Origin of the sequence: Oryzomonas sagensis (assembly GCF_008802355.1) — a bacterium.
Classification (GTDB): Bacteria; Desulfobacterota; Desulfuromonadia; order Geobacterales; family Pseudopelobacteraceae; genus Oryzomonas; species Oryzomonas sagensis.
This window is the reverse complement of the sequence record NZ_VZRA01000007.1, coordinates 1-23,505: the sequence shown is the minus strand read 5'-3', so window position 1 is coordinate 23,505 and position 23,505 is coordinate 1. Positions and strand designations below refer to the sequence as shown.

Annotated in this window: 21 protein-coding genes and 2 riboswitches; all 21 genes read left to right on the top strand. The window is 49.0% G+C overall.

Annotated features, from left to right (window positions below):
* Positions 1-2: 2 nt before the first annotated feature.
* A complete protein-coding gene (locus tag F6V30_RS15635; protein WP_151157963.1) occupies positions 3-1,067 on the top strand; it encodes a nucleotidyltransferase family protein in 1,065 nt (354 codons plus the stop codon).
* 36 nt (positions 1,068-1,103) lie between these two features.
* Positions 1,104-1,808, top strand: coding sequence for an acylneuraminate cytidylyltransferase family protein (locus tag F6V30_RS15630; RefSeq protein ID WP_151157961.1), 705 nt, complete (start codon positions 1,104-1,106; stop codon positions 1,806-1,808).
* Positions 1,805-2,539 (top strand): SDR family NAD(P)-dependent oxidoreductase, encoded by a 735-nt coding sequence (locus F6V30_RS15625; protein ID WP_151157959.1) that lies wholly within the window; start codon positions 1,805-1,807, stop codon positions 2,537-2,539. The genes F6V30_RS15630 and F6V30_RS15625 overlap by 4 nt, the downstream gene beginning before the upstream one ends.
* The gene (locus tag F6V30_RS15620) at positions 2,539-3,459 is read left to right on the top strand and encodes a Gfo/Idh/MocA family protein (protein WP_246163579.1); all 921 of its coding nucleotides are present in this window, start codon (positions 2,539-2,541) and stop codon (positions 3,457-3,459) included. Before F6V30_RS15625 ends, F6V30_RS15620 begins: the two co-directional genes overlap by 1 nt.
* A complete protein-coding gene (locus F6V30_RS15615; protein WP_151157954.1) occupies positions 3,443-4,267 on the top strand; it encodes an SDR family oxidoreductase in 825 nt (274 codons plus the stop codon). The genes F6V30_RS15620 and F6V30_RS15615 overlap by 17 nt, the downstream gene beginning before the upstream one ends.
* Before the next feature lie 89 nt (positions 4,268-4,356).
* The gene (locus F6V30_RS15610) at positions 4,357-5,340 is read left to right on the top strand and encodes a polysaccharide deacetylase family protein (RefSeq protein WP_151157952.1); all 984 of its coding nucleotides are present in this window, start codon (positions 4,357-4,359) and stop codon (positions 5,338-5,340) included.
* A 50-nt stretch (positions 5,341-5,390) separates the two neighbouring features.
* The gene (locus tag F6V30_RS15605; protein ID WP_246163577.1) at positions 5,391-6,668 is read left to right on the top strand and encodes a DUF4910 domain-containing protein; all 1,278 of its coding nucleotides are present in this window, start codon (positions 5,391-5,393) and stop codon (positions 6,666-6,668) included.
* A 163-nt stretch (positions 6,669-6,831) separates the two neighbouring features.
* Complete coding sequence (locus F6V30_RS15600) at positions 6,832-8,643, top strand: ABC transporter ATP-binding protein (protein ID WP_151157948.1); 1,812 nt, start codon at positions 6,832-6,834, stop codon at positions 8,641-8,643.
* Positions 8,644-8,695: 52 nt separating this feature from the next.
* Positions 8,696-9,799, top strand: coding sequence for a polysialyltransferase family glycosyltransferase (locus F6V30_RS15595; RefSeq protein WP_151157946.1), 1,104 nt, complete (start codon positions 8,696-8,698; stop codon positions 9,797-9,799).
* A 92-nt stretch (positions 9,800-9,891) separates the two neighbouring features.
* Entirely contained in the window at positions 9,892-10,836 is a 945-nt protein-coding gene (locus F6V30_RS15590) for a glycosyltransferase family 2 protein (protein WP_151157944.1), read from the top strand.
* A gap of 119 nt (positions 10,837-10,955) precedes the next feature.
* Positions 10,956-11,951, top strand: a complete 996-nt coding sequence (locus F6V30_RS15585) for a glycosyltransferase family 2 protein (RefSeq protein ID WP_151157942.1) — start codon at positions 10,956-10,958, stop codon at positions 11,949-11,951.
* 15 nt (positions 11,952-11,966) lie between these two features.
* Positions 11,967-12,875 carry a glycosyltransferase family 2 protein gene (locus F6V30_RS15580; RefSeq protein WP_246163560.1) on the top strand — a complete coding sequence of 303 codons (909 nt, stop codon included), beginning with the start codon at positions 11,967-11,969 and terminating at the stop codon, positions 12,873-12,875.
* On the top strand, positions 12,872-13,459 hold the full coding sequence (locus tag F6V30_RS15575) for a serine O-acetyltransferase (protein ID WP_151157938.1): 588 nt from the start codon (positions 12,872-12,874) through the stop codon (positions 13,457-13,459). The genes F6V30_RS15580 and F6V30_RS15575 overlap by 4 nt, the downstream gene beginning before the upstream one ends.
* A 45-nt stretch (positions 13,460-13,504) precedes the next feature.
* Positions 13,505-14,551, top strand: coding sequence for a GNAT family N-acetyltransferase (locus tag F6V30_RS15570; RefSeq protein ID WP_151157936.1), 1,047 nt, complete (start codon positions 13,505-13,507; stop codon positions 14,549-14,551).
* Positions 14,552-14,553: 2 nt separating this feature from the next.
* Positions 14,554-15,537 carry a polysaccharide deacetylase family protein gene (locus F6V30_RS15565; RefSeq protein ID WP_151157934.1) on the top strand — a complete coding sequence of 328 codons (984 nt, stop codon included), beginning with the start codon at positions 14,554-14,556 and terminating at the stop codon, positions 15,535-15,537.
* A 20-nt stretch (positions 15,538-15,557) separates the two neighbouring features.
* Positions 15,558-16,718, top strand: a complete 1,161-nt coding sequence (locus F6V30_RS15560) for a glycosyltransferase (RefSeq protein ID WP_151157932.1) — start codon at positions 15,558-15,560, stop codon at positions 16,716-16,718.
* The gene (locus F6V30_RS15555; protein ID WP_151157930.1) at positions 16,708-18,066 is read left to right on the top strand and encodes a phenylacetate--CoA ligase family protein; all 1,359 of its coding nucleotides are present in this window, start codon (positions 16,708-16,710) and stop codon (positions 18,064-18,066) included. The genes F6V30_RS15560 and F6V30_RS15555 overlap by 11 nt, the downstream gene beginning before the upstream one ends.
* 33 nt (positions 18,067-18,099) lie before the next feature.
* Positions 18,100-19,443, top strand: a complete 1,344-nt coding sequence (locus tag F6V30_RS15550) for an O-antigen ligase family protein (protein ID WP_151157928.1) — start codon at positions 18,100-18,102, stop codon at positions 19,441-19,443.
* Between the two features lie 70 nt (positions 19,444-19,513).
* Entirely contained in the window at positions 19,514-20,449 is a 936-nt protein-coding gene (locus F6V30_RS15545; protein ID WP_151157926.1) for a glycosyltransferase family 2 protein, read from the top strand.
* Positions 20,450-20,542: 93 nt separating this feature from the next.
* Positions 20,543-20,619: riboswitch (cyclic di-GMP riboswitch) on the top strand.
* Between the two features lie 122 nt (positions 20,620-20,741).
* Entirely contained in the window at positions 20,742-21,884 is a 1,143-nt protein-coding gene (locus F6V30_RS15540; RefSeq protein ID WP_151157924.1) for a hypothetical protein, read from the top strand.
* A 595-nt stretch (positions 21,885-22,479) separates the two neighbouring features.
* Positions 22,480-22,556, top strand: a riboswitch (cyclic di-GMP riboswitch).
* A 57-nt stretch (positions 22,557-22,613) separates the two neighbouring features.
* Positions 22,614-23,505: Ig-like domain-containing protein (locus F6V30_RS15535; protein WP_151157922.1), on the top strand; the 892-nt coding region annotated here is incomplete at its 3' end.

Sequence of the window (23,505 nt, the reverse complement as noted above, 5' to 3'; positions counted from 1 at the left end):
TTATGATTACCACGCTCATGATCAGGAACGGTTCACGGGTCAAGGACGCCTTGCTGCAGCTTGAAGAGACCGAACGAAGAACCCTGTTTGTCGTTGACGGCGAAGAGCGTCTGATCGGCACCCTGACGGACGGCGACATCCGGCGCTGGATTCTGGCGGAAGGAAGTCTCGACGGCACGGTGGAGAGCATCTGCAACACGATGCCGTGCCTTGCAACTGCCGGTTACGATCTGGAACAGATCAAAGCCACGATGTTGGAGAAGAAGATAGGGTGCATTCCGGTCGTCAACGGGAAAAGGGAGATCATCGAGGTCCTGCTCTGGGAGAATGTCTTCGGAGAGGTGCAGGCCGGCCGGCAACTCGCGCCGATCCGCCTGCCGGTCGTCATCATGGCCGGGGGGAAGGGGACCCGGCTCGATCCTTTTACCAGGATACTGCCGAAGCCGCTGATCCCGCTCGGCGACAAGACCGTCATTGAGACCATAATCGATTCATTCGTTGTCTGCGGGGTCGACAAATTTTACATCTCCGTCAACTACAAGTCGAAGATAATCAAATCCTATTTCGAGGAACTGGGCCCTGCCTACACCATCGAGTACATATACGAGGACAAGCCATTGGGGACTGCCGGCAGCCTGCGGTATCTGTGCGGCAAGATCGACACGCCCCTGATCGTGACGAACTGCGACGTCATCATCAAGGCAGACTACCCGGATGTGGTGAAGCACCACCTGACCAACGACAACGACATCACCCTGGTGGCTTCCCTCAAGAACTACAATATCCCGTACGGCGTCTGCGAGGTGGAAAACGGCGGCATCCTGAGCAGGATACGTGAGAAACCCGAATACAACTTCCTGGTAAATACCGGTTTGTATGTGGTTAAACCGGAAACATTGAGCTTCATCCCGGAAAATGAATTTTTCCATTTTACCCATCTTATCGAGAAGGTAAAGGAGTCCGGGGGGAAGGTCGGCATCTACCCGGTCAGCGAAAAGTCGTGGATTGATGTCGGGGAGTGGGCCGAATACAAGAAGGCGTTGGATACCTTGCACCTGAATTTCTGATGCCGCGGGCAATGCCGCGATGGGAGCCGTAAAGAGATGATACAGGGGAAGAGGGTACTGGCGGTCATACCCGCCCGGGGCGGCAGCAAGTCGATACCGCGGAAAAATATAACGCCGCTGGCGGGAAAGCCTTTGCTGTGCTGGACCGTTGAGGTTGCGCAGCAGGTGGGCGAAATCGACAGGATTATCGTGTCCACCGACGACGACGAGATCGGCCGGGTCGCCGGAGAGAGCGGGGCCGAAGTCTACTCCCGGCCCTCCCGGCTTGCCGCGGACGACGCCCTGGTTATCGACACCTTGCGGTATCTCATCGAAGCTTTGCGAAACGAGGGCGAGAGCGCCGACATCGTCATGCTGCTGGAACCCACCTCACCCTTGCGGAGCGCCGACGATATACGGCAGTGCCTCGCATTGTTGCAAGACAGCGCCATCGACTCTGTCGCAACCTTCAAGGAGGCCGAATTGAACCCGTGTCGGGCATGGAGGATCGAGAACGGCCAACCGGATGTGTTCATCCCCGGCGTCAACCCGTGGCTGCCCCGGCAAAAGCTCCCCAGGGCCTACCAGTTGAACGGCGCCGTGTATGCGTTCCGGGCCGACGGACTGACGGCGGATGTCCCCAGCATCCTCTTCGGCAACTCGGCGGCGGTCGTTATGCCGGCGGAGAGGTCGGTTGATATCGACGGCTGGAATGATGTCTTTCTTGCGGAAGCCATCCTTGCGGGGAGGGGCGTGCAATGAACGATACGGTTCTCATCACCGGCGTCAGCAGCGGCGTCGGCCTGTCGCTGACGGAATACCTTTCGCGGAAATACCATGTGCTGGCTGTTGCCAGGCAGGGACAGGCCATTCAGGACGCCTTCCGGCACAACCGGAATGTAACGACCTATTGCATTGACCTGGCGAAGCCGGAGGAGTTGGAAAGCGGCCTTGGGCATATCCTGGAGAACCATCCGTACATACCGTATGTCATCAATAACGCCGGGGTGAATAGAGGCGGAACGTTCGACTCCCTGGACATGGATGATGTCATGCGTTCCTTTCGGGTTAACTGTTTTGCCCCCTTGTATATCCTGAAGAAGACCATTCCGGCAATGAAGGCCCATAACTTCGGCAGGGTGATCAACGTGACCTCCGGTGCGCCTTTGAACTGTTTCCCGGGATACGGCGCGTATAGCTCGTCAAAAGGCGCATTGAACGCTTTCACGGTGACGGCGGCAAAGGAGTGCAACGATTACAATATCAAGATCAACCTGATGAGCCCAGGGCCGGTTCGCAGCAACATGGCGCCTGACGCCCCCATGCCCCCTTCCGTCTGCCACCCGACGGTTGACTACCTGTTGTCACTGGATGAAAACGGCCCCTCCGGCCGCTTTTTCTGGCTGGGATACGAGATTCCCCTTTTCCCGGAACTGGAGGGAATCAGCTGGCTGGAGGGAAAGGCCGATGAACGCTACAGGAGGGTTCTGTGATGATCCGGCTCGGCATGATAGGGGTGAGTGAGGGCAATGGTCACCCGTTTTCGTTTTCCTCGATCATAAACGGTTATTCGGATGCCGGGCTGGCCGCTTCCGGATGGCCCGTGATCTACGACTACGTACGGCGCCGTGATCCATCCGAATTCGGCATCGACGGGGTTGGGGTGACCCATTGCTGGAGCCAGGACCCGCACGTAACAAAAAGGCTGTGCGAAGCCTGCCTGATTCCCCATGCGGTCTCCCGCCCCGAGGATATGATCGGCAACGTGGATGCGGTGATCATCGCCCGCGACGACTACGAAAATCACTTCGACATGGCAATCCCTTTTCTGAAGGCAGGCATGCACGTCTTCGTCGACAAGCCCCTGAGTCTCTCCATCTCCGAACTGGCGACCTTGGGAGAATATCTGAGGAACGGAAAACTCATGTCCTGTGCGGGCATGCGCTACGCCAAAGAGCTCGACGAGCCGCGGGCCGCGCTGAACGAGTATGGGGATATCCGCCTGATTCGCGGGACCATCCTCAATTCATGGGAGAAATACGGGATTCATCTCGTGGACGCCATCTCCAATGTCGTCCGTTCCCGGGCCGTTTCGGTGGTCGCACTCGATGCGCCCCATACCTCGGTTGCCGTCCAGATGGATGACGGGTCGCTCCTGCAACTCGACGCCCTTGGGGATGTGACGAAATGCTTCCGCGTCGATTTTTTCGGGACCAGGAAGATTTCCTCCCATGAGATCACCGATAATTTTTCCATGTTCAGCAGGATGTTATGGCACTTCTGCCAATCCATCAAGGAGGGCAGGCCCGCCATTGACCCGGAGGAAACGCTCGGAGCCATGCGGCTTCTCATGGCGGGCAGGATGTCCCAATCCCAGGGGAGGAAGGTCTTTTTGCATGAAATCCACCTATAGGAACATGTTCGATCTAACGGGCAAGACCGCGATCGTGACCGGTGGGCTGGGCATTCTCGGCCGCCGTTTCTGCCAGGGGCTGGCCGAGTTCAACGCCAATGTTGCCGTTGTTGATCTGGATGGCGACAAAACGGCGGAATTCGCCCGGGAACTGGCTGAAGAATTCGGGATCGAGGCGGAAGGAGTCTCCTGCGACGTATCGGATCCGCGATCTGTAAGCGCCATGGTGCAGAGGGTGGTGGAGCGGTTCGGCAACGTGCATATCCTGCACAATAACGCTGCTTCCAAGTCGTCTGATCATGAGGCTTTTTTCGCGCCGTTCGAAAATTATTCCCTTGAGGAGTGGCGCAAGGTCATGGCGGTCAACATTGACGGCATGTTTCTGGTCGCCCAGGCGGTGGGAGGCCGGATGGTACTCCAGGGGACAGGCGGAAGCATCATCCAGACGTCTTCCATCTATGGCATCCTTGCCTCTGACAAGAGAATTTACGAGGGTTCCTTCTATCTGGGGCGACAGATCAGCAATCCGGGGGTCTATGCCGCCTCCAAGGCTGCGGTTGTCGGATTGACGAAATACCTGGCGGCCTATTGGGCCGATAAGGGGATCAGGGTCAATACCCTCGTTCCCGCCGGTGTCGAGAGCGGGCAGAATGAAACCTTCAAGGAGCGCTACGCCGCACGCGTCCCCCTCGGCCGCATGGCGCAGGGCGAAGAAATGGTCGGTGCCTTGATCTATCTGGCTTCGGATGCATCGAGTTATGTGACGGGGCAGAATATCGTGGTGGATGGAGGACTGAGCGTGTGGTGATATGATGGTGCCATGAATAACCGGCGTCGTGCCACGTCGTCTCAACCAGGCATGCAACGCAAACAAGAATTTTATCGAGCCAGGTGCGTATGCCCAGAAAAATCACCATTGTCATGTATCACTTCGTACGGGATCTGAAACATTCCCGATATCCCGGGATCAAAGGGTTGGATCTGCAGGATTTTGTCGGCCAGGTCGGCTACATGCGTGCGCACTATACCCCCATAACGATGGAGGAGCTTATTCATGCGGCTCGGACGAAGGGGTACGAATTGCCGCCGAAGGCGCTTCTGTTAACCTTTGATGACGGCTATATCGATCATTTCACCAACGTATTCCCTGTTCTCGACAGATACGGAATACAGGGGTGTTTTTTCCCGCCGGCCAAGGCGGTCACCAAGCATCTCGTGCTCGATGTGAACAAGATCCATTTTGTTCTCGCATCGGTAACCGACAAGGCACGAATCATCCAAACAATCTTCTCCGACATCAGCGAAAACCAGTCAGGATACGCTCTCGACCGGCCTGAATCCTACTATGAAAGACTGGCGGTGGCGGGCCGCTACGATACGGCGGATGTCGTTTTCATCAAGAGGATACTGCAGAAGGGGCTTCCGGAAGAACTCAGGGCAAGGATGGTCGACAAGCTGTTCGCCGAGTTTGTTACCGGCGACGAGGCTGCCTTTGCCAGGGAATTATACATGGACGCGGAGCAACTCGAGTGCATGCGGAGAAACGGCATGTTCATCGGAAGCCACGGCTATGACCACTACTGGCTGGACTCGCTTTCAAAAGAGGAACAGGAACGGGAGATCGATCTCTCGCTGGAGTTCCTGGGCGGCATCGGGTGTGACCTCGAAAACTGGGTAATGTGCTATCCGTATGGTGGTTACAATGATTCCCTGCTTTCGATTCTGGCCATGAAAGGATGCCGGATCGGTTTATCGGTAAGCGTCGGGATCGCGGATTTGGAGCGCGAGAATCCTTTGGCTCTTTCGCGGCTTGATACCAATGACCTGCCGAAGAGAAACGATGCCGGGCTCCATGAGTGGACCAGAAAAATCATGGTCTGACAGGTTGCCATGGTAATTGCCGCGGAACCGGGAGAAGAAACGTGAGTCTGATGATGGAGATATTGCACGACCTGACCCCCCTGAACAGGGTCATCTGTTCAAGCGATTATGACAGGACAATCGAATACCTGCGGAAAATCCTGCCGTTCAGGGTTATTGAATACCATGCTGACGAGGAATACAACGGCTGGGTCATACCCCCCAAATGGGACGTCAAGGAAGCAAAGATTCTCAAGGATGGCCAGGTCATCTATGACGGAAAGTGGCATGCCCTGGCCGTCATCTCCTTGTCGCAAAGGTTTCATGGGAAGGTCGGCCTTCAGGAACTGAAACGGCATCTTCACTACGATCACCGGTATGACGATTCGATTACGTTCCACTTCAGGCAACTCTTCAGGAGCTGGCAGAGGGAGTGGGGTTTCTGTGTCCCCAAAACCTTCTATGACGGACTTCAGGAAGGCGAATACGAAGTCGTTATTGAAACGGAGGAGTCGCAAGGATCTCTGAAGATGCTGGAATTCACCCACAGGGGGGAACTTGGCGAAACCTTTACCTTCTGCGCAAACCTTGACCACCCCGGGGTCGCCAATGACGGCTTGGCCGGCGTTGTTGCCGGGATAGAGCTTTTCCGGCGCCTTGCCGGAAAGAACACCAAGTTTACCTATAAACTGGTTCTCGCCCAAGGGATCATGGGTACGGAATATTATCTCGGCAAGCAGGATAAGAACGAGCGCGGAAGGATTCTGGAATGTGCCTGTCTGTGGATGCTCGGTTCGCAAACGGGGCTTGCCCTCCAGGAATCGCGGGGCGCCGACTCGAACCTCGAACAGGCGATGGCCGCGGTCATGGGGGGGCAGGGGATACCGTACCGCCGTGGGGCTTTTGAGAGCATTATCATCAATGACGAGTATATCTGGGAGGCCTACGGCATCCCGTCCTGCTCCCTGTCGCGCATGCCGTACCCCGAGTACCATTCTTCACGGGACAACTGTTCCCTCATGAGCGAGGCATGTCTCGAGGAGGCGGTCGGCGTGCTGGAAAAAACGGTGGAACTCTTGGAGGCATCGTCACTTGTGTATAAGACGTTTGAGGGGAATATCTGTCTTTCCAACCCTCGCTACGATCTCTACATTGATCTCGGCCAAGTGGCGTTTGGTGATGCTCCAAGCGATGAGAGGAGGAAGATGAGGCTGCTCATGGACCTGATACCAACGTTGCAGCGGCCGGTTACGACAAAGAGTTTGGCCGATAGGGTCGGCCTGGAGGAAGCCTGTGTCTCGGACTATCTGTCCCGCTGGGCCGCAAAAGGGCTCTTGGAAATCAGGTGATTTTCCACGGGCAGCTCTATGAACGGGCCTCGTGATAGGGCTCGAGCCCTTTGCGTGAGGCCGGCCTCCAACAGACCTTTGAGGTGATTTTCCCATTGCCAGCCGAGGCATGCGGTAAAGAAGTGCCTAATTTTCAACGATTATGTCCCGGAGACCTTATTTCATGCTCGTAACCATCAGAAAAATGTTTGATCTGCTTTCCAAAAGAGAAAAGATCCAACTCTATGTTCAGTTCGTTGCCCTGGTCAGTATGGCCTTCGTCGAGATGGCCGGCATCGCCTCGATCCTTCCCTTCATGGCGGTTGTTGCAAATCCGGGTGTGATCCGGACCAACCGGTGGCTGAAACATGCCTATGATTTCTTCCAATTCAGCAGCCTGCAGAGCTTTCTGTTCTTTCTGGGAATCGTGGTGCTTGGCCTCATGGTCTTCAGCAACCTGTTCAAGGCCCTGACCACCTGGCTGACGCTCCGGTACGACAACAGGCTCAATTACAACCTGGCGCGCCGACTTCTCGCGGCGTACCTGTCACGGCCCTATGAGTTTTTCCTCAACAGAAACACCGCCGAGATGGGCAAGAATGTGCTCTCCGAGGCCCGGACCGTTATCGCCGGGATTCTCAGCCCCGGCATGCAGCTCCTGTCAAGCTCATTGCTCTGCATCTTTATCATGGCTTTTCTGATGGTCGTCGATCCCTTCGTTGCCGTTGCCATTATCGTCGTTCTCGGCGGGTCCTATGGCGCGATCTACCTTGTGGTACGCCGCCGCCTGGTCCGCATCGGCCGGGAACAGGTTGAAGCCAACACCATGAAGTTCAAGGCGGCCAGCGAGGCACTGAGCGGCATCAAGGACCTGAAGATCCTGGGAAGGGAGCGGGTCTTCCTGGACAGGTTCGCGGCCCATGCCCTGCGTCATGCGCGGCGGAATGCCACGGTCGGCGTTATCTCCCAGCTTCCGCGGTATGCCCTGGAAACCATCGCTTTCGGCGGCATTCTGCTGATCGTCATCTATTCCCTGGAATCCGAGAAAGATGTGGGCAAGATAGTCCCGCTCCTCTCCATCTATGCTTTTGCCGGATACCGGCTGATGCCGGCCCTGCAGCAGATCTTTGCCAGCATTTCGGCGGTGCGCGTAAGCCTGCCCACCCTGGAAATCCTGCATCAGGATATGTGCGAAAGTCCGCTGTCAGCCGATCCGGATGTCGCCGTTGTCGATGCTCAGAGCCTGAAGCCCCTGCCGTTCACACAAAAACTCGTGCTCGAGGGCGTATCCTTTCGTTATGCCGGAGCTCAAGAACCTGCCGTCAAAGAAATCAGCCTGACGATCTCCCCCAACACCTCCATCGGACTGGTCGGCGCCACGGGCTCCGGCAAGACAACCACCGTGGATATCATCCTCGGCCTGCTGAGCCCGACCCAGGGTCAATTGCTGGTGGACGGCAGCGAGGTCAGCGGCGACACTGTCGCCAACTGGCAACGCAACCTGGGCTACGTGCCTCAGCACATCTACCTTTGCGACGACACCATCACCCGCAATATCGCCTTTGGTGTCCCAGAGGAGGACGTCGACATGGAGGCCGTGATTCGTGCCGCCCGTATTGCCAACCTGAACGAGTTTATCGAGCAAGAGCTGCCCAACGGCTTCGAGACGGTCATCGGGGAGCGGGGAGTGCGCCTGAGCGGCGGCCAGCGCCAGCGTATCGGCATTGCCCGTGCCCTGTATCGCAACCCTGTCGTGTTGATCATGGACGAGGCCACCAGCGCCCTGGACGGTATTACCGAGGAGGCGGTGATGGATGCCCTTCGTACCCTTTCGGGAGAAAAAACCATCATCATGATCGCCCACCGTCTGACCACGGTAAAGGATTGTGATATCATCTATCACATGGAGCATGGTCATATTGTCAACCAGGGGTCTTACGACGAACTGCTGGGGTCATCGGCGTGGTTTCAGGCTGCGGCGCGAACGGGGACCTGAAGGCCATGATGAACGATTGGACCTTCAGGGCTGACGTTGGAGAAGATTTATTATGAGAACTCCTTATGGGAATGTTTTCCTGATCGAATCACCGTTACAGTTGCTCAATGCGATGGAAGCGAAAAAATATTTCGAGCTTGTGAATAACCACCTCGTTGTACGCTTGGGGGTTGGTTTTTCCCAAGAGCTATTCGAAAGATTAGCTGGTGCGGATGACTGGGACAGCCTTTGCTTTTTTGCTTTAGATAATAACACGATGGATTTTGAGTCCAGATTCCTCGGTAAAACCATATCCAATAGAATCCGGGGATTCCGTTATGATTATCAACAGTACCAGAATAGAAAAAAGTTGGACAATATTGCGACGTCCTTTGGCAGGGTCAAGAATATTTTTCTAGGCAATTATCTTGCAGAGTGGAAACAATATATGCGGCACTTTGCAAATACTCTCCCACACGAGACCCTTTATATCATTGACGACGGTACGGATGTCATAAAGATTAACGACGAACGAAAGAACTATCTTCTAAGAAAAGCATGCCCGAAAGAAGCAGGCTCAATTTTGGGGGGACTACGGCGGATGTGGCGGCAGTCCTACATCGAGTGGAATGATAACGATGCCGGTACTATTAATTTTTTTTCAGCATATGACATTGAAGTAGGAACTGGTGATCGTTTGATTCGAAACAAGTATGACTATTTGCGGGAAATGGTTACACGTGCCCTGCCTTCTGATGAAGTCTTTTTTCTGGGACAATGCCTGGTTGAAGACGGTTATATAAAAAAGGAATTATATCTGGAATATTTAAAGAAAATAAAGTCATATTTTGCCGGCGAAAAGATGTTTTATATCCCCCATCCGCGCGAATCGATTGAAATGATTGATAAGATCAAAGGATGTCTGGGATTTGAGGTCAAATGCTTTGACGGCCCGATTGAATATGAAATCACTGTCAAGGGAAATATGCCCAAAATACTCGCATCTTTCTTTTGCTCCGCACTGCAAAATTGTAATATTATCCTGGGCCACAACGTTAGAATCAAGGCGTTTTATTTGGCTCCTGAACATTTAACGCGGTTCCATGAATTTGTTCAGAGTATTTACACTTATTTTGAAAATAATACCTGTGAAAGCTTCGAAGTAGTTACGTTGTGACGTTTGAGTGGTTGAGCCTATAAGATATTCTGATTCAACTAAGATTGTCCGGCGACAAGTATAGGTTAATCGCATTTTCGTGGAGACAAGATATGGAGCTGGTGAGTGTTATCATTCCAACCTACAACGGTACGCGATACCTGCTGCAATCAGTTCAGTCCGTTCTCGATCAGACGTATCCACGTTTCGAAATAATTGTCGTGGATGATGGCTCCAGCCAGGACATCCGTTCCGTACTCGCCCCGGTCTCTGACAGGGTTATCTATTTAAGACAGGACAATGCTGGGTGCGGCGCTGCCAGAAACCTGGGGCTAAGCGCAGCAAATGGTTCATATGTGGCTTTCATTGATGATGATGATCAATGGCTGCCAGGAAACCTGGAGAGCCTTGTCCGTACCATCGAAGGGGAGCCCAATTGCGCTCTGGTCTATTCATATCCATCCCTGATCGATGAACACGGCAGGGATATCGTCAACGAGCGTCCCTCCAGCATGCCCAGTGGAGATGTCTACCTTGAATTTCTGCGAAGGAATCGTATCAACACTCCTTCTGTAACCTTGCTTCGTAAGTCCTGCTTGGTTGAGGCCGGTTTATTCAATCAGGATATCCTCTGTGAGGACTATGAACTATGGTTGAGAATCGCACGGAAGTTCAGAATTGTATTTTGCGCGGAAAAGCTCGTTTGCTACCGCCTAAGAGCTGGCAGTCTCTCCAAGAGATATGACGAAATGCTGGATGGGTATGTCTCTATTATTAATTCCGAAATTGCCCGTAGCGGCGATTTGGTTGGACTCGATAAGCATAGGGTGCGCAATGCGGCTAAACTCAACCTGAACACCATTTATAGAAAATATGCATTTATCTATTATTATGACGTGAAAGATAGAAAAAAGGCCAAGTCTTGTTTGTCCAAGGCGCTGAAGATATGTCCCTTCGATACGCGGAGCATAGTTTATTATCTGCTGTGCAGTCTGCCGCAAGCGGTTTTTGAACCGGTGATAAAGGTCAAGCGTCTTTTGACTAAATGGAGTTCTTAAAGATTATGAGGGCTCATTCGATTTTTTTAGAGCATCGGTTTGCAATGGGCTGCCATATCCTTTGACGGAATTGAATATCTAATAGTGCTGGTTATATTCTTAAAGGGAAGGCTGGTTAAATGGCAGGCGAAAACCTCCCAATATCATATCAACCATTGGTGTCTGTCGTCATGCCGGCATATAACGCATCAGAATTTATTGCTGAAGCGATTAAGAGTGTGTTGTCACAGACCTATCAAAATTTTGAATTGATAGTTATTGATGATGGTTCTGTTGATACTACCGGCGCAATTGTAAGTGAGCTTATTGAAAAATATACGTCTACAATCAGTTACCATTACCAAAACAACAGCGGCGCAGGTATCGCGCGAAATACGGGCATAACGCATAGCTTAGGAGATCTTATCTGCTTTATCGATGCCGACGATATCATGGTGCCGGACCACATCCTCCGGCAGGTTGATTTCATGGAACGTCATTCCAATGTTGGGCTGGTATTCTGTGACTATCGCAATTTCAATGAAGGTGCTTTTTATTTAGAATCACATTTTCAAACTTGTCCACAACTGTTGCTGCAACTAAAAGCCAAGAAAGAATTGATCCTTGAAGATCCGTGTCTTATCTTGGCACAAGAGAATTTTGGTATCGCAGGAACATTATTGTTCAGAAAAAGTATGCTTCAATATGAACCTTGCTTTGAGCCAACACTTAGGGTCTGCGAAGATTTTCATTTCTACTACCGATTAGCTCGACATAGCTCCGTGGGTATTGTTAATGAAGTTGGAATGTTGAGGAGGCTTCATGAAAATAATACAAGCAGTGATCCAACCAAGATGCTGTCTGATGGTATTTATAGCCGTAGTTTGCTGCGAGACAACGAGCAGGACCCAAGAGTTTGTACGCATTTGAACCGTTACATCGCCGGTTGCCAGATGGGCCTTGCCCGCTATTATGCGAATCATAGCCACTATCTGCGGGCCATGCAAAAGGATTGGCAGGCGCTTTCGGGCAATCCGTGCTGGTCACAGGCCGTGACTGCATGGAAGGGGATTGCACGAACGATTTTGATGGCCATGGGACTCAAGAAAGTAGGAGATAATGGTGCCAATGCATAATACACGGGATTTTCAATGGATATGACACCCCTTGTCAGCGTGGTGGTCACCTGTTTTAACTATGGGAAATACGTTGGTAAAGCGATTGATTCCGTGCTGAAACAGACCTACCGGAATGTCGAGATTATCGTGGTCAATGATGGCTCCACCGACAACACGGATGAGGTCATGTGCAACTACCTAAAAAATCCGAAGATTGTCTATATCCAACAGGAAAATCAGGGGCAGGCCGTTGCAAAAAACATGGGGATCAAGCGATCTCGTGGTGAATTTGTAGCTTTTCTCGATGCCGACGACCGATGGTGCGTGGAAAAACTCGAAAAACAGATGGTCTGCTTCGACAATGAACGTACGGGAGTTGTCTATTGCCGGGCACGATATATTGACGAGAACAACGATAGCTTTGACTATGAAATGACAGGCACCTATCTTCAACCGCGACGCGGGGCGGTTACCAAGTGGCTCTTGTTCGACAATTTTGTGCAGTTTTCTTCCTCCATAGTCCGGAAGTCGTGTTTTGAAAGATTCGGTGGGTTTAACGAGAGCCTGGAAATGGGCATTGACTGGGATCTATGGCTCAGGATATCTACGGCTTACGAATTTGACTATGTGGATGACCGCCTGTTTTATTACCGTATGGGACATTCGGGGCAGATGTCCAAAAACCTTGAGGAAAGGCAGCGATGTTCCGACAGGATCATGGTGAATTTCCTGGGAACATATCCGGGACTCCTTTCGGCTTGGACCATACGGAAGGCATATGCGGTTACGTATTGCAACCGTGGCGAGTACTATCGCCCCATTGACCGGAAAAAATCCAGTTGGTACTTCATAGATGCTATCGGCCAAAACCCGGCCGAAGTGGCTGCATACAAGGGCTTGGTGAAAAATCTCCTGACGGCCTGTGGGAGAGGTGTTTCATGAACTGGAAACAATATACCTTTATCGTTACTTCCGACCTTTACCGGTATTGCGGCCAACGCAACTTGGGTCCCTTCTTGAAGTGTTATGCAACTATCCCCGGTTTCAGATATTCTTTTTTCATGAGAACCGCCCGGTATCTGAAGTCTAAGGGGATTTGGTTCTTACCTATTTATGCTATGGCACGGCTCCTGCTCAATCATTATCAGTTCAAATACGGGATCAGCATCCCCTACAACACCGACATCGGGCCAGGGCTTTACATCGGCCATTTTGGTGGGATCATTGTGAATTGCGAAGCAAAAATAGGTTGCAACTGCAATATCAACCAGGAAGTGACCATCGGCACGACCTATGGTGGAAAATATCCCGGAACCCCGGTAATCATGAACAACGTATATTTCGGGCCTGGCAGCAAGATCATTGGAGGGATAACCATCGGCAATCACACCGCTGTCGGAGCCAACTGCGTGGTGACCAAGCCGACACCCGATTACGGGGTGATCGTGGGGATTCCCGGAGAAATAGTCTCCACAAAGGGATCCGGTGAATATGTCGTGAATACGGTGGATGGCCATGGGCATTAATCCTCTGAACACTATTCGTAGACCACATACGATGCTTAAATCAATATGAATTCAAATTTTCTCGTTGAGTATGCAGGCATAGACAATCTGAATGAAGTTTGGGCCATTTGTACAGAAATTGCTCAAAGTATGACTTACCCCAGTTTTTTTTGTTGTGGGGACTGGTTAAAGGCTTCCGCGAAGAACCTCTGCCCAGATGATAAACTGTTTATACTTCTTGCAAAGCAAGATGGCTGTGTCAGGGCAGTGCTCCCCTTGGTCAGCAAACCTAATGCGTTGGGTGGGAGGGATCTGCGTTTTTTGGGCACGGATTTCTACCCGGATCCAATCGGGTTGATAAGTGCTCAACATTACAGGGCAAAATGCGCCAAAGCCATACGGGAATACCTGCTGAATGTTCCCGGCTGGGATCGATTTATACTGGACTGGGTTTTAGGGGATGAACTGGCTGACTGGAACCTGCCGGCCAAGAGCGTTTCCGTAGAACCATTCAAGATTTTGCCCAGGGATTTCGCTGATTTACTCGGAGAGTTCAAGCAAAAAAAACGTTATAATTTGCGTTCCCTGGTACGTAAGTTTCTGGAGGCCGGCGGGGAGTTGGTTTTCTCGGTGGATAAGGGCACCCACGCTTTTTTCTTAGATGCATTATTTGCCCTTCATCAGAAAAGGGCGGTGGAAAGAGTGCTTGATAGCACTTTTGAAGGTGGTCGCGTGGAGGCGTTGCATCGACTCCTCGCCCAGGAATCGAGGATGGTTCGTTTCTATGGGCTTCGCCTGCACGACAAGTTGATTGCAGTCATCTACGGCTTCGAGTTTTGCAACCGTTTTTTTTACTATCAGGTCGCCCATGATCCGGCTTATGGGGATTTGAGCCCTGGTTCGGTTCTGCTCTTTCTGGCGCTTGAAAACTGTTGTTCGAAAGGTGTGACTGAGTTCAATTTTCTCCAGGGCGATGAGAGTTACAAAGGCATTTGGACAAATGAGTCGCGGGTACTCTATCGATGCGACATGAAACGAGGCACGTGGCGTTCCCATTTGTTCAGTGTTCTGGACCAGTCCAAAGAACTATGCAAAAGGGTGCGGGGTAGATAGGCGTGGGGCTCAAGAATCGTTTGTTTAGATATATTTTCCCGGAGATCGTTGCCAAATGCGCCATCAGCCGAATGTCTCCGTCTTCAGGTATCGTGCTGATGTACCACGAGGTACTCCCGGACGATTTTAAGTTGCCTGCCTGGACGGTCGTCCGGGAATCGGATTTCCGGTGGCAGATGCTCTTTCTGAAGACCCATTTCGATGTTGTATCAATGGATCATGCACTCGATAGGATCACGGGGAAACCAAATTACCATAGGCCATTCGCGGTTGTGACGTTTGACGATGGGTACAAGGGGAATATTGATATCGTATTGCCGTTAATGGAATCGCTGGGACTTCCATTCACCGTGTTTATAGCTACTCAGGCGGTTGTGGACCAAAAACAGTATTGGTACGACCGGATCATTAACTTGCTTGATGTGCCCCGTGACGTACACGTTTGCCTGACATTGAATGGTCAGAAGGAGCGTTACAAAATTTCTCATCTGGCCAGTGAGCAGTGTCGATGGCAGCAAGTCCAGCGAATTCTGAGCAGGTTGAAGCTCATGGCGCCGCCGGATCGTGATAAAAACGTTGAGAGCATTTTGGAGTCATACGCTGCTGTCGGGGCTTCCCTGCAAATGCTGACCCCGGAGGAGTCGCGACGCCTTGCAGCTTCGGCTTGTGTTACTGTCGGCTCACACACCCATGGGCATGAACTATTGGACCAACTCACCCCTCAAGAGGTTCAGGAATCACTTCGAACGGCTCATCGGGAAATTACCAGAATGACCGGCTTACCGCCCAGGCATTTTGCGTATCCTAATGGGAATTTAAACAGTTGCGTGAAAGAGCAGGTACACCTGGCGGGATATGAAACTGCTGTAACTACTACGCCTGGGATATGGTCTGCGCAGAATTGTCTGCTGGAAATTCCCAGGATCAGTGTTGGAAGGTTTGAAACCAGGGGGAGCTTCAGGTCGCGCGTATCTGGTTATCTGTAAGTGATGGGTGAAGGCATTTCATGACAAAAAAAATTCACATCGCATATCTCATCGACACTATCGATTCCGATAAAGGGGGAACTGAGAAGCAACTCCTGAGCATCATCGAACGTTTGGACCGGAATATGTTTGAAGTCACGCTGGTATGTTTGTATGAATCTCCATGGATGATACGAAATTCATTACCATGCAAGGTTGTCACACTGGGGTATAGAGGATTCCTGAAGCCCGGCTTTCCTCTGGTCCTTTTAGATTATCAGCGCCTTCTTCGCGAAATGGATATAGATATCGTTCAGACCTTTTTTGAAGATTCGATCTTTGTTGGATGGTTGGGGAAATTACTGAGCAAACAACAGCATTCTTTGATTGTCAGCCGAAGAGATTTGGGCTTGGGGAGCGATGAACCTTCCTATCATTGGCTGTATAAAAAAATCAAACCGTTTGTTTTGCGATCAGCGGATGGCATAGCAGCTAACGCCTTTGCCATAAAGGAACATATAGTTCGATATGAAAACATACCTCTTGAAAATATCACAGTAATTGGCAATGGTCTTGACTTCCCAATGCTGCCACCGGATTGCCCCGTTCTTTTCGAAGAGTATCGTGCCGACTTGTGGATAGGGATCGTAGCCAACCTGAAGCCAGTGAAAAGAATAGATATTCTGCTTCACGCTTTGGCGGAATTGAAGACTAGTGCCCCCAGGAAGATCATTCGACTAGTCATTTTGGGCGACGACAGGCTGAGAGTGGAACTACAGCGCCTTGCCGATACTCTGGATGTCGGCGACAGAGTGCATTTCATGGGCGCTGTCGCCAATGTGAGCGATTATCTGCACCATATTGATGTCGGCGTTTTGTGTTCCGACAAGGAGGGCCTGTCGAATGCCATATTGGAATACATGGCCTGCGGCCTCCCCGTGGTGGCCACCGCGGTCGGTGGCAACAGCGAACTGGTTGACGATACGAATGGCGCCTGTATTCCACCAGCCAATGCTGTGGCATTGGCAAATGCCATCCTCAGCCTTGCCGATTCCCAGGAATTGAGGAAAAAACTAGGTGGCAATTCCAAAAGAAAAATAATCGAAAAATTCACCTGGGAAACCATCATGCCGCAATGGGAAGGTTATTATCGTTCCTTTTGCGACAGATGGGACGCAATAAGGAGGAACCATGCCGGGTAGCATTACATCGTCGCTGCTACGCCGCAAGCTGTTCGAGCCGCTCATTTTCCGGCTTAACGGCAGTCCCCTCCTCCGATACTGGCGCGAGTTGGAGCAAACACAATTTTTACCGGAAGAGGAGTTGAAAAACAGGCAATGGCAACGGCTTGAGCGCATGCTTTGCCATGTATGGGAAAATAACTCATTTTACCGCGAAAGGTTCGAAAAAGCCGGGATTACTCCCGAATCAGTGCGTTCTCCCGAGGATTTGCACGTTATTCCGCTTCTAACCAAAGAAGACATTCGTAAAAATACGCTGCGCATGATCAGTCGCGATTTTGATACGGCAGAGCTACAACACTATAAAACCGGGGGCTCGACGGGAAAGCCACTTGACGTTTATCTCACCGAAAAGTGCAGCGAATTGCGCAACGCCTGTGCTCGTCGGCATGACAGATGGACTGGGTGGGAGGTTGGGGAACCCGTTGGTGCCGTATGGGGAAATCCTGAGCTGCCTAAAGATATAAAAGGAAAATTAAAGAACTGGCTGCTGAACCCATTGATATATCTAGATACCATGAACGTCACGGAACATGCCGTGAAGACTTTTGCGGCGGAATGGGAGCGCGCCAAACCATCTCTTTTGTATGGTCATGCCCATTCTCTTTATATATTGGCGGAATACGTCAATAAGCTTGGAATCAAGGAGATAAAGCCTAGAGGCATCTTATCAACCTCAATGATGCTTTTGCCAAATGAACGTAAGTTTATTGAGTCGGTTTTTGGGGTTAAAGTTACCGACCGTTATGGTTGTGAGGAATTAAGCCTGATCGCATCTGAATGCGAGAAACACGAAGGTTTGCATTTGAATATTGAACATCTCTACATTGAGTTCCTGAAGGAAGACAATACTCCTGCAAAGCCAGGAGAACAAGGTAAGATTGTAATCACTGATTTAATGAATTATGCAATGCCTTTTATCCGATACCAGGTTGAGGATATGGGGATTCCAAGCGAACGAAAGTGCTCCTGCGGAAGGGGGCTGCCTTTAATGGAACAAGTTACCGGCAGAGTCGCGGATTACTTGATCCGAAGGGATGGTTCCAGGGTCGCTGGCGTGTCATTGATTGAAAATACGTTGACGAAATTTTCCGGCATAGCACAATTGCAGATTGTGCAAGAAACTATGGATCAGATTGTTCTATTGGTAGTTCCTGCTTTAGATTATAGTAGAGGTACACAATATGAATTGTCTGAATATTTTATAAAATTGCTCGGAAATGGTGTTAATGTGACAATTAAGCTTGTAGATTGTATCAAACCTGAAAAATCTGGGAAATACCGATTTTCCATTTGCCGGGTACAATAACGTATTTGAATTCACCTAACCTATGCGAAATATATGAAAAATAAAATAGAAATAACTGAATATCCCGATATATCTCTGCTAAGTATCCTTCTGCTATGTGGGTATGTTGTTATATGGTTTTTGGAAATAGGCATCAGAGTACCAATGCTTGGCAGTATACGATTTGAGTTTATTTATGCATCCATTCTTATTGTATTGTCTGTTTTGTTCACTCCTAAGTTGAATTGGAACTGCCCTCTCTTCCCCTATATTGGATTGTATTTTTTTATTTTAGTGGTTTCTTTGCCGTTTTCTTATGATTTTGACAGATCCATTGATGTTTTTTGGGATAGAATCATAAAGTTTGCGTGCATGGCGTGGTTTATTACCTGTTTTGTAAGAAGCCCTCGGCACTTGAAATTTTTCTTGGCTGCCTTTTTGTTGGCCTGTTTTAAGATGGGCGAAGAAGGATTTTTCGGTAAAATAACGGGAAGTATGATGTGGGAAAATCAGGGGGTGATGAGGCTTCATGGTCCTACCCCGATCTATGAGCACCCTAATTCATTTTCAGGGATGGCCCTTGGCACGCTGCCGTTTATATATGCGCTTTGGCCAATATCTAATAAGTATATAAAAATAACTCTTTTAGTGTTAGCTATATTTTCATTTAATATCATTATTTATACTGGATCAAGAACGGGTTATGTTGGTTTTATCTTCTTTATGTTTTTTATAATGTTTAATCTAAAACGTACAAAATACGTATTAATTCTCATTGCTTTTTTGAGTTTGTCTTATTTAGTTGTTCCATTACAATATGTTGAAAGGTTTAATTCAATATTTACCATGAAAGAAAAAGAAGGTCATTCATCTGAGAAGCGAGTTGAAATAATGAAGGATGCGATAGAAATATTTTATCAACACCCATTCGGTGTTGGAATACAAGCATTCCCAAAAGTCAGGTCACAATATTTTAATAGGTCACAGGACACACATAATCTGTATTTGGAGGTGGCGACAAACCTGGGAATTCATGGGCTTATTATATTTCTATTGCTAATATACAAGATGTTAACAATGCTCAGTATAATTAAAAAAAATCTAGCACGTTTATTGATAGATAATACTGAAATACTGTATAATAATTTTAGTAGTGACGTTATAAAATCTAAGGCAGAGGAAAATATAAAAGATTTAAAATTTCTTCAATGCATTACAACGGCGGTATTCGCTTATATCGCAATAAGATTGGTTCTTGGCTTTTTTGGTATGGATTTGTATGAAATATATTGGTGGCTTGGGTGTGGTGTTGCCATTTCACTTTACAATATAAACAAAATAGTTACTGAAAAAACTAGTGAATTGTATCTAATCAACGGTCTCGATCGTAAAGTTTGACAAGCTCAATTTTTAATTAAGTTGAAGCTAGCATTGTTTGAATTTAAAACAATATAAGGTATTATTCGTTATGAAAAATATAACAGTTTCAATATGTATTTTGACATATAATAGAGCCAATTTTTTAAATACATTACTGGCCTCGCTGACCAATATTAGATATAATAATTTGGAAATAATTGTAATTGATAATAATTCAGTAGATAATACTGGTATTGTTGTAAAACAATATCAGTATGTTGCTTATCATAAAACAAGTACCAATATTGGTGTCGCTGCACGTAATATTGGTATTAAAAAGGCAAACGGTGATATTATTATAACAATTGATGATGATATATTTGGGGTGGATGATGATAAAATTGAGACGATTATTAATTATTTTGTTTCAAATGAGAATTTGGGGGCCTTGAATTTTAAAGTAGTGGATCATATAGAAGGAAAGATTTGTAATTGGATTCATCACTGTAGGTCTGACGAGTTTGAAAATAAATCATTTTTGACGTACGAAATTACTGAAGGCGCAGTTGCATTTAGGAAAAAAGTATTTGAAAAGGCGGGATACTATGCGGAAGATTTCTTTCTGAGTCATGAAGGAATAGACATAGCACTCAGGATTATGAATTCAGGCTACGAGGTTAAATATTGTGGCGATATTTGCTTGGTTCATCACCATGCCGAATCTGGTAGAAAATCATGGTATAGATATTATTATGATACAAGAAACCAATTCATGGTTGCTGCTAGAAACTTTCCATTAACTTATTCAATTATCTATATTTTTAAAGGCCTTTTATCAACTTTTGTTTATTCTATTAGAGATAGAAAACTTAAATATTGGATAAAAGGTGTTTGTGATGGAATGTCTGGTTTAAATAAATATTTAAATAGTAGAAATAAGTTACTTGATTCAACGCTAGATATTATACATAGCATTGATAAAAACAGGCCTTCTTTCTGGTATATGGCTCAAAAACGTCTTTTTAGAAAAGAAATGAGATTGTAGCTCATTAAGTGAATTTGCATATTTTTTGTGATTAACATCACATGATTTGATTTGGTTTTTTGTTAGCTTTTATTTTAAGAAATATCATAGGGTAAACGATAATACTAAACCATTCGCGAGAATGGGACGGAAAGCCTACTGGGTCTCCACGAGACAGCCGGGTCGCCGAAATGCCACAATTGGTATAACGGGCTCGGTTTTTTTATTTAATTACCGGTTGGAGCGGGTTTATAATTAAGGCGTGTCTGACAATGTTTTGTGGCCAAGTATTAAGGGAAAAGGGAGATGAATAATGAAAAGACTATTAGTAATTGGGGCTATACTGTGGTCATCGGTGGCTGGCGCCACACCTTCTATCACTTCAATTGCCAGCACTGCAACATCTGCTGCGAGTGTCACCTCTTCTGCTGTATCCGCTGCCGGCACATATCAAAACGGGCTAAGCATTACAATCGGTGGCTCAGGATTCACCGGCAACCCCTCGGCAGGTACGGCAAACTTTGAGTCGATAGGTACTGCCGTTGAAGCTGGCAGTGACGGTGCCGAGTTTACCAGGAATAATTGGAGCAATAATAAAGACTGGCGACACATGCTCTATTCTACCGATACTCCGCATAGTGGAAGTAAATCCCTTAAAGCTGTTACTACAACAGCTGACGGTGCTTTAGAGGCGGCTTATTCCTACTCGCTGCCAAGCGGGATAGGCGTCGGTGAGTCCATATTTGTATCATACTGGGTTAAAGTCACTACTGGCAATGGACTCAATAATCATCAGTGGAAAATGCTGAGATTTTCTCAAAATGATACTATTGTTGATGGACCGCAAGAGCTAATGTTTTCAAACTGGGGTACTTATCAGACATATTTTTACGTGGACCCTAATACGAGCAACGATCATACCGTCTGGATAGACACGAACTTATTTCCACAAACTGAAGGAACATGGCATAGAATGGATTATTACCTTACAGCCAGTTCTTCCACCAGCGCATCGGACGGCACTGTTACTGTTACACATTATGAGCCAGGAAGCACTCTGCACTCAAGTACTTATACTGGTTTGAAAACACATGTTTTAGGAACGGCTTGGAATTTTATTGAATTTCAAAACTATTTTGGCAATGGCCAGACGGCTGGAACCGTTTGGCAAGATGATATTTATGTCCAAAAGGGTAGCCAATCTCGTGTTGAACTATGCGATGCCTCCACATGGGCATCTCGGAAAAGTTGCGAAATCCAGCCGCTCATGTCGTGGTCAGCTGGGTCTATTGTTGCGACGGTTAATCAAGGTGGATTTGCAAGCAATGCAACCGCTTATTTGTATGTTGTCGATTCGACCGGGACCGCAAATGCGTCCGGTTATCCAGTTACTCTTGGTGGCAGTGTCGCATCTGGTCCGACTGCGCCGAAGAATCTTAAAGCCACGGTTCAATGACCAACTGCCGGTTGATGAGAGATCGTCAGAGAGAAACCGCACCACCACGTGAAAATAAACCGTCTTCTGTATAAAAACACGTGATTTCAGATGGTCAAGGGTTTGTTTGTTCCGTGTCGCATGGTGTTGAATTCAGTCGACATGAATTGCTGCTCAGAGTATTTGCCAGCGGAAGTTCAAAAAAACGGTACGCGATAATACTCAACCATTCGTGTGAATGGGGCGGAAAACTTACAGGGTCTCTCTGAGACAGCCGGGTCGCCGAAATACCATCATCAGGTATAGGAGACCCGGCTGTTTCTTTTTGGGGAGAATGTAACGACAGCCGGGTTGTTTTTGCCCCGCATCTCTTCTTTACTCTGGTTTGTTCAAGCACTCCCTTGCAGTAGACCTCAGCCGGGATCAGATAACCGCGTGACTGCCTCCTGCGAGCCGTAAAATCCCTCCTTGCAACAAATCTTGTTCTCCCGATTCCAATTATTCATCTCTTTTGTGAGCCCGGTCACACCTCTGACGAAGACTTCCTTGATTTTGTGAGACCGGTCACACCTTTACTTGGGGCTTTCTGCGATAAAGGAACTACATAAAGAAGGGTACACGATAATACTAAACCATCCGCGAGGATGGGACGGAAAGCCTACAGGGTCTCCTTGAGACAGCCGGGTCGCCGAAATACCAAAAGGTATATCGGCCCCGGCTTTTTTATTGGCAAAAACAGGAGAACGCAAAATGAGAACTGCTACATGGAAGAACACAGGAAATGGCTGGATTGGTGAGTCCCGATTGTTTTTGGTCAATCTGCTCACGATGGTTTTACTCGTAGCTGCCCAAGCTACCTGTTTTGCCTCCAGTATAGTTCTCCAGTGGGATGCCGATACGGATCCGAGCGTGACCGGCTACAAGGTCTATTACCAGGCAGATTCCGCCACCCAGCCCTTTCAGGGGACCGGTGCCACCCAGGGCGCGGCCCCTCTCGATGTCCAGAGCCTGACCAGCGCCACCATCACGGGACTGGACCCGGCCCATGCCTACTACTTTGCCGTTGCCGCCTATAACGCCTCCGGTGTCGAAAGCTCCTACTCGAATGTCGCCAGTATCCCCGAATTGACCCCGCCGACCGTGTCCCTCAGCTCTCCGACCGCAAGTGCGACGGTGAGCGGCACGGTTTCGGTCAATGCCAGCGCCAGCGACAACGTGGGGGTAACGAAGGTGGAGTTCTACGTGAACGGCGTTCTTAAGGCCACGGACACCGCGACCCCCTATGTGTATTCCTGGAATACCGCCGGGCTTGCCTCCGGCAGCTACACGCTGCAGGCCAAGGCCTATGATGCCGCCGGCAACGTGGGGCAATCCGGTGTTGTCTCGGTAACGGTTGCGGGCAGCGACACGACGGCTCCGACGGTATCGGTGACGTCACCGGCCACGGGTTCCGTGGTGAGCGGGACAGTAACCATCGCTGCCACTGCCAGTGATAACGTGGGAGTGAGCAGTGTTGAATTTTATGAGAATGGCGCTCTGCTGTATGCCGCCAATACCGCCCCGTACAGCTACAGTTGGAATACCGCCTCCATTGCCAACGGCAGCTATACCCTTTCCGCCAAGGCTTATGATGCCAGCGGCA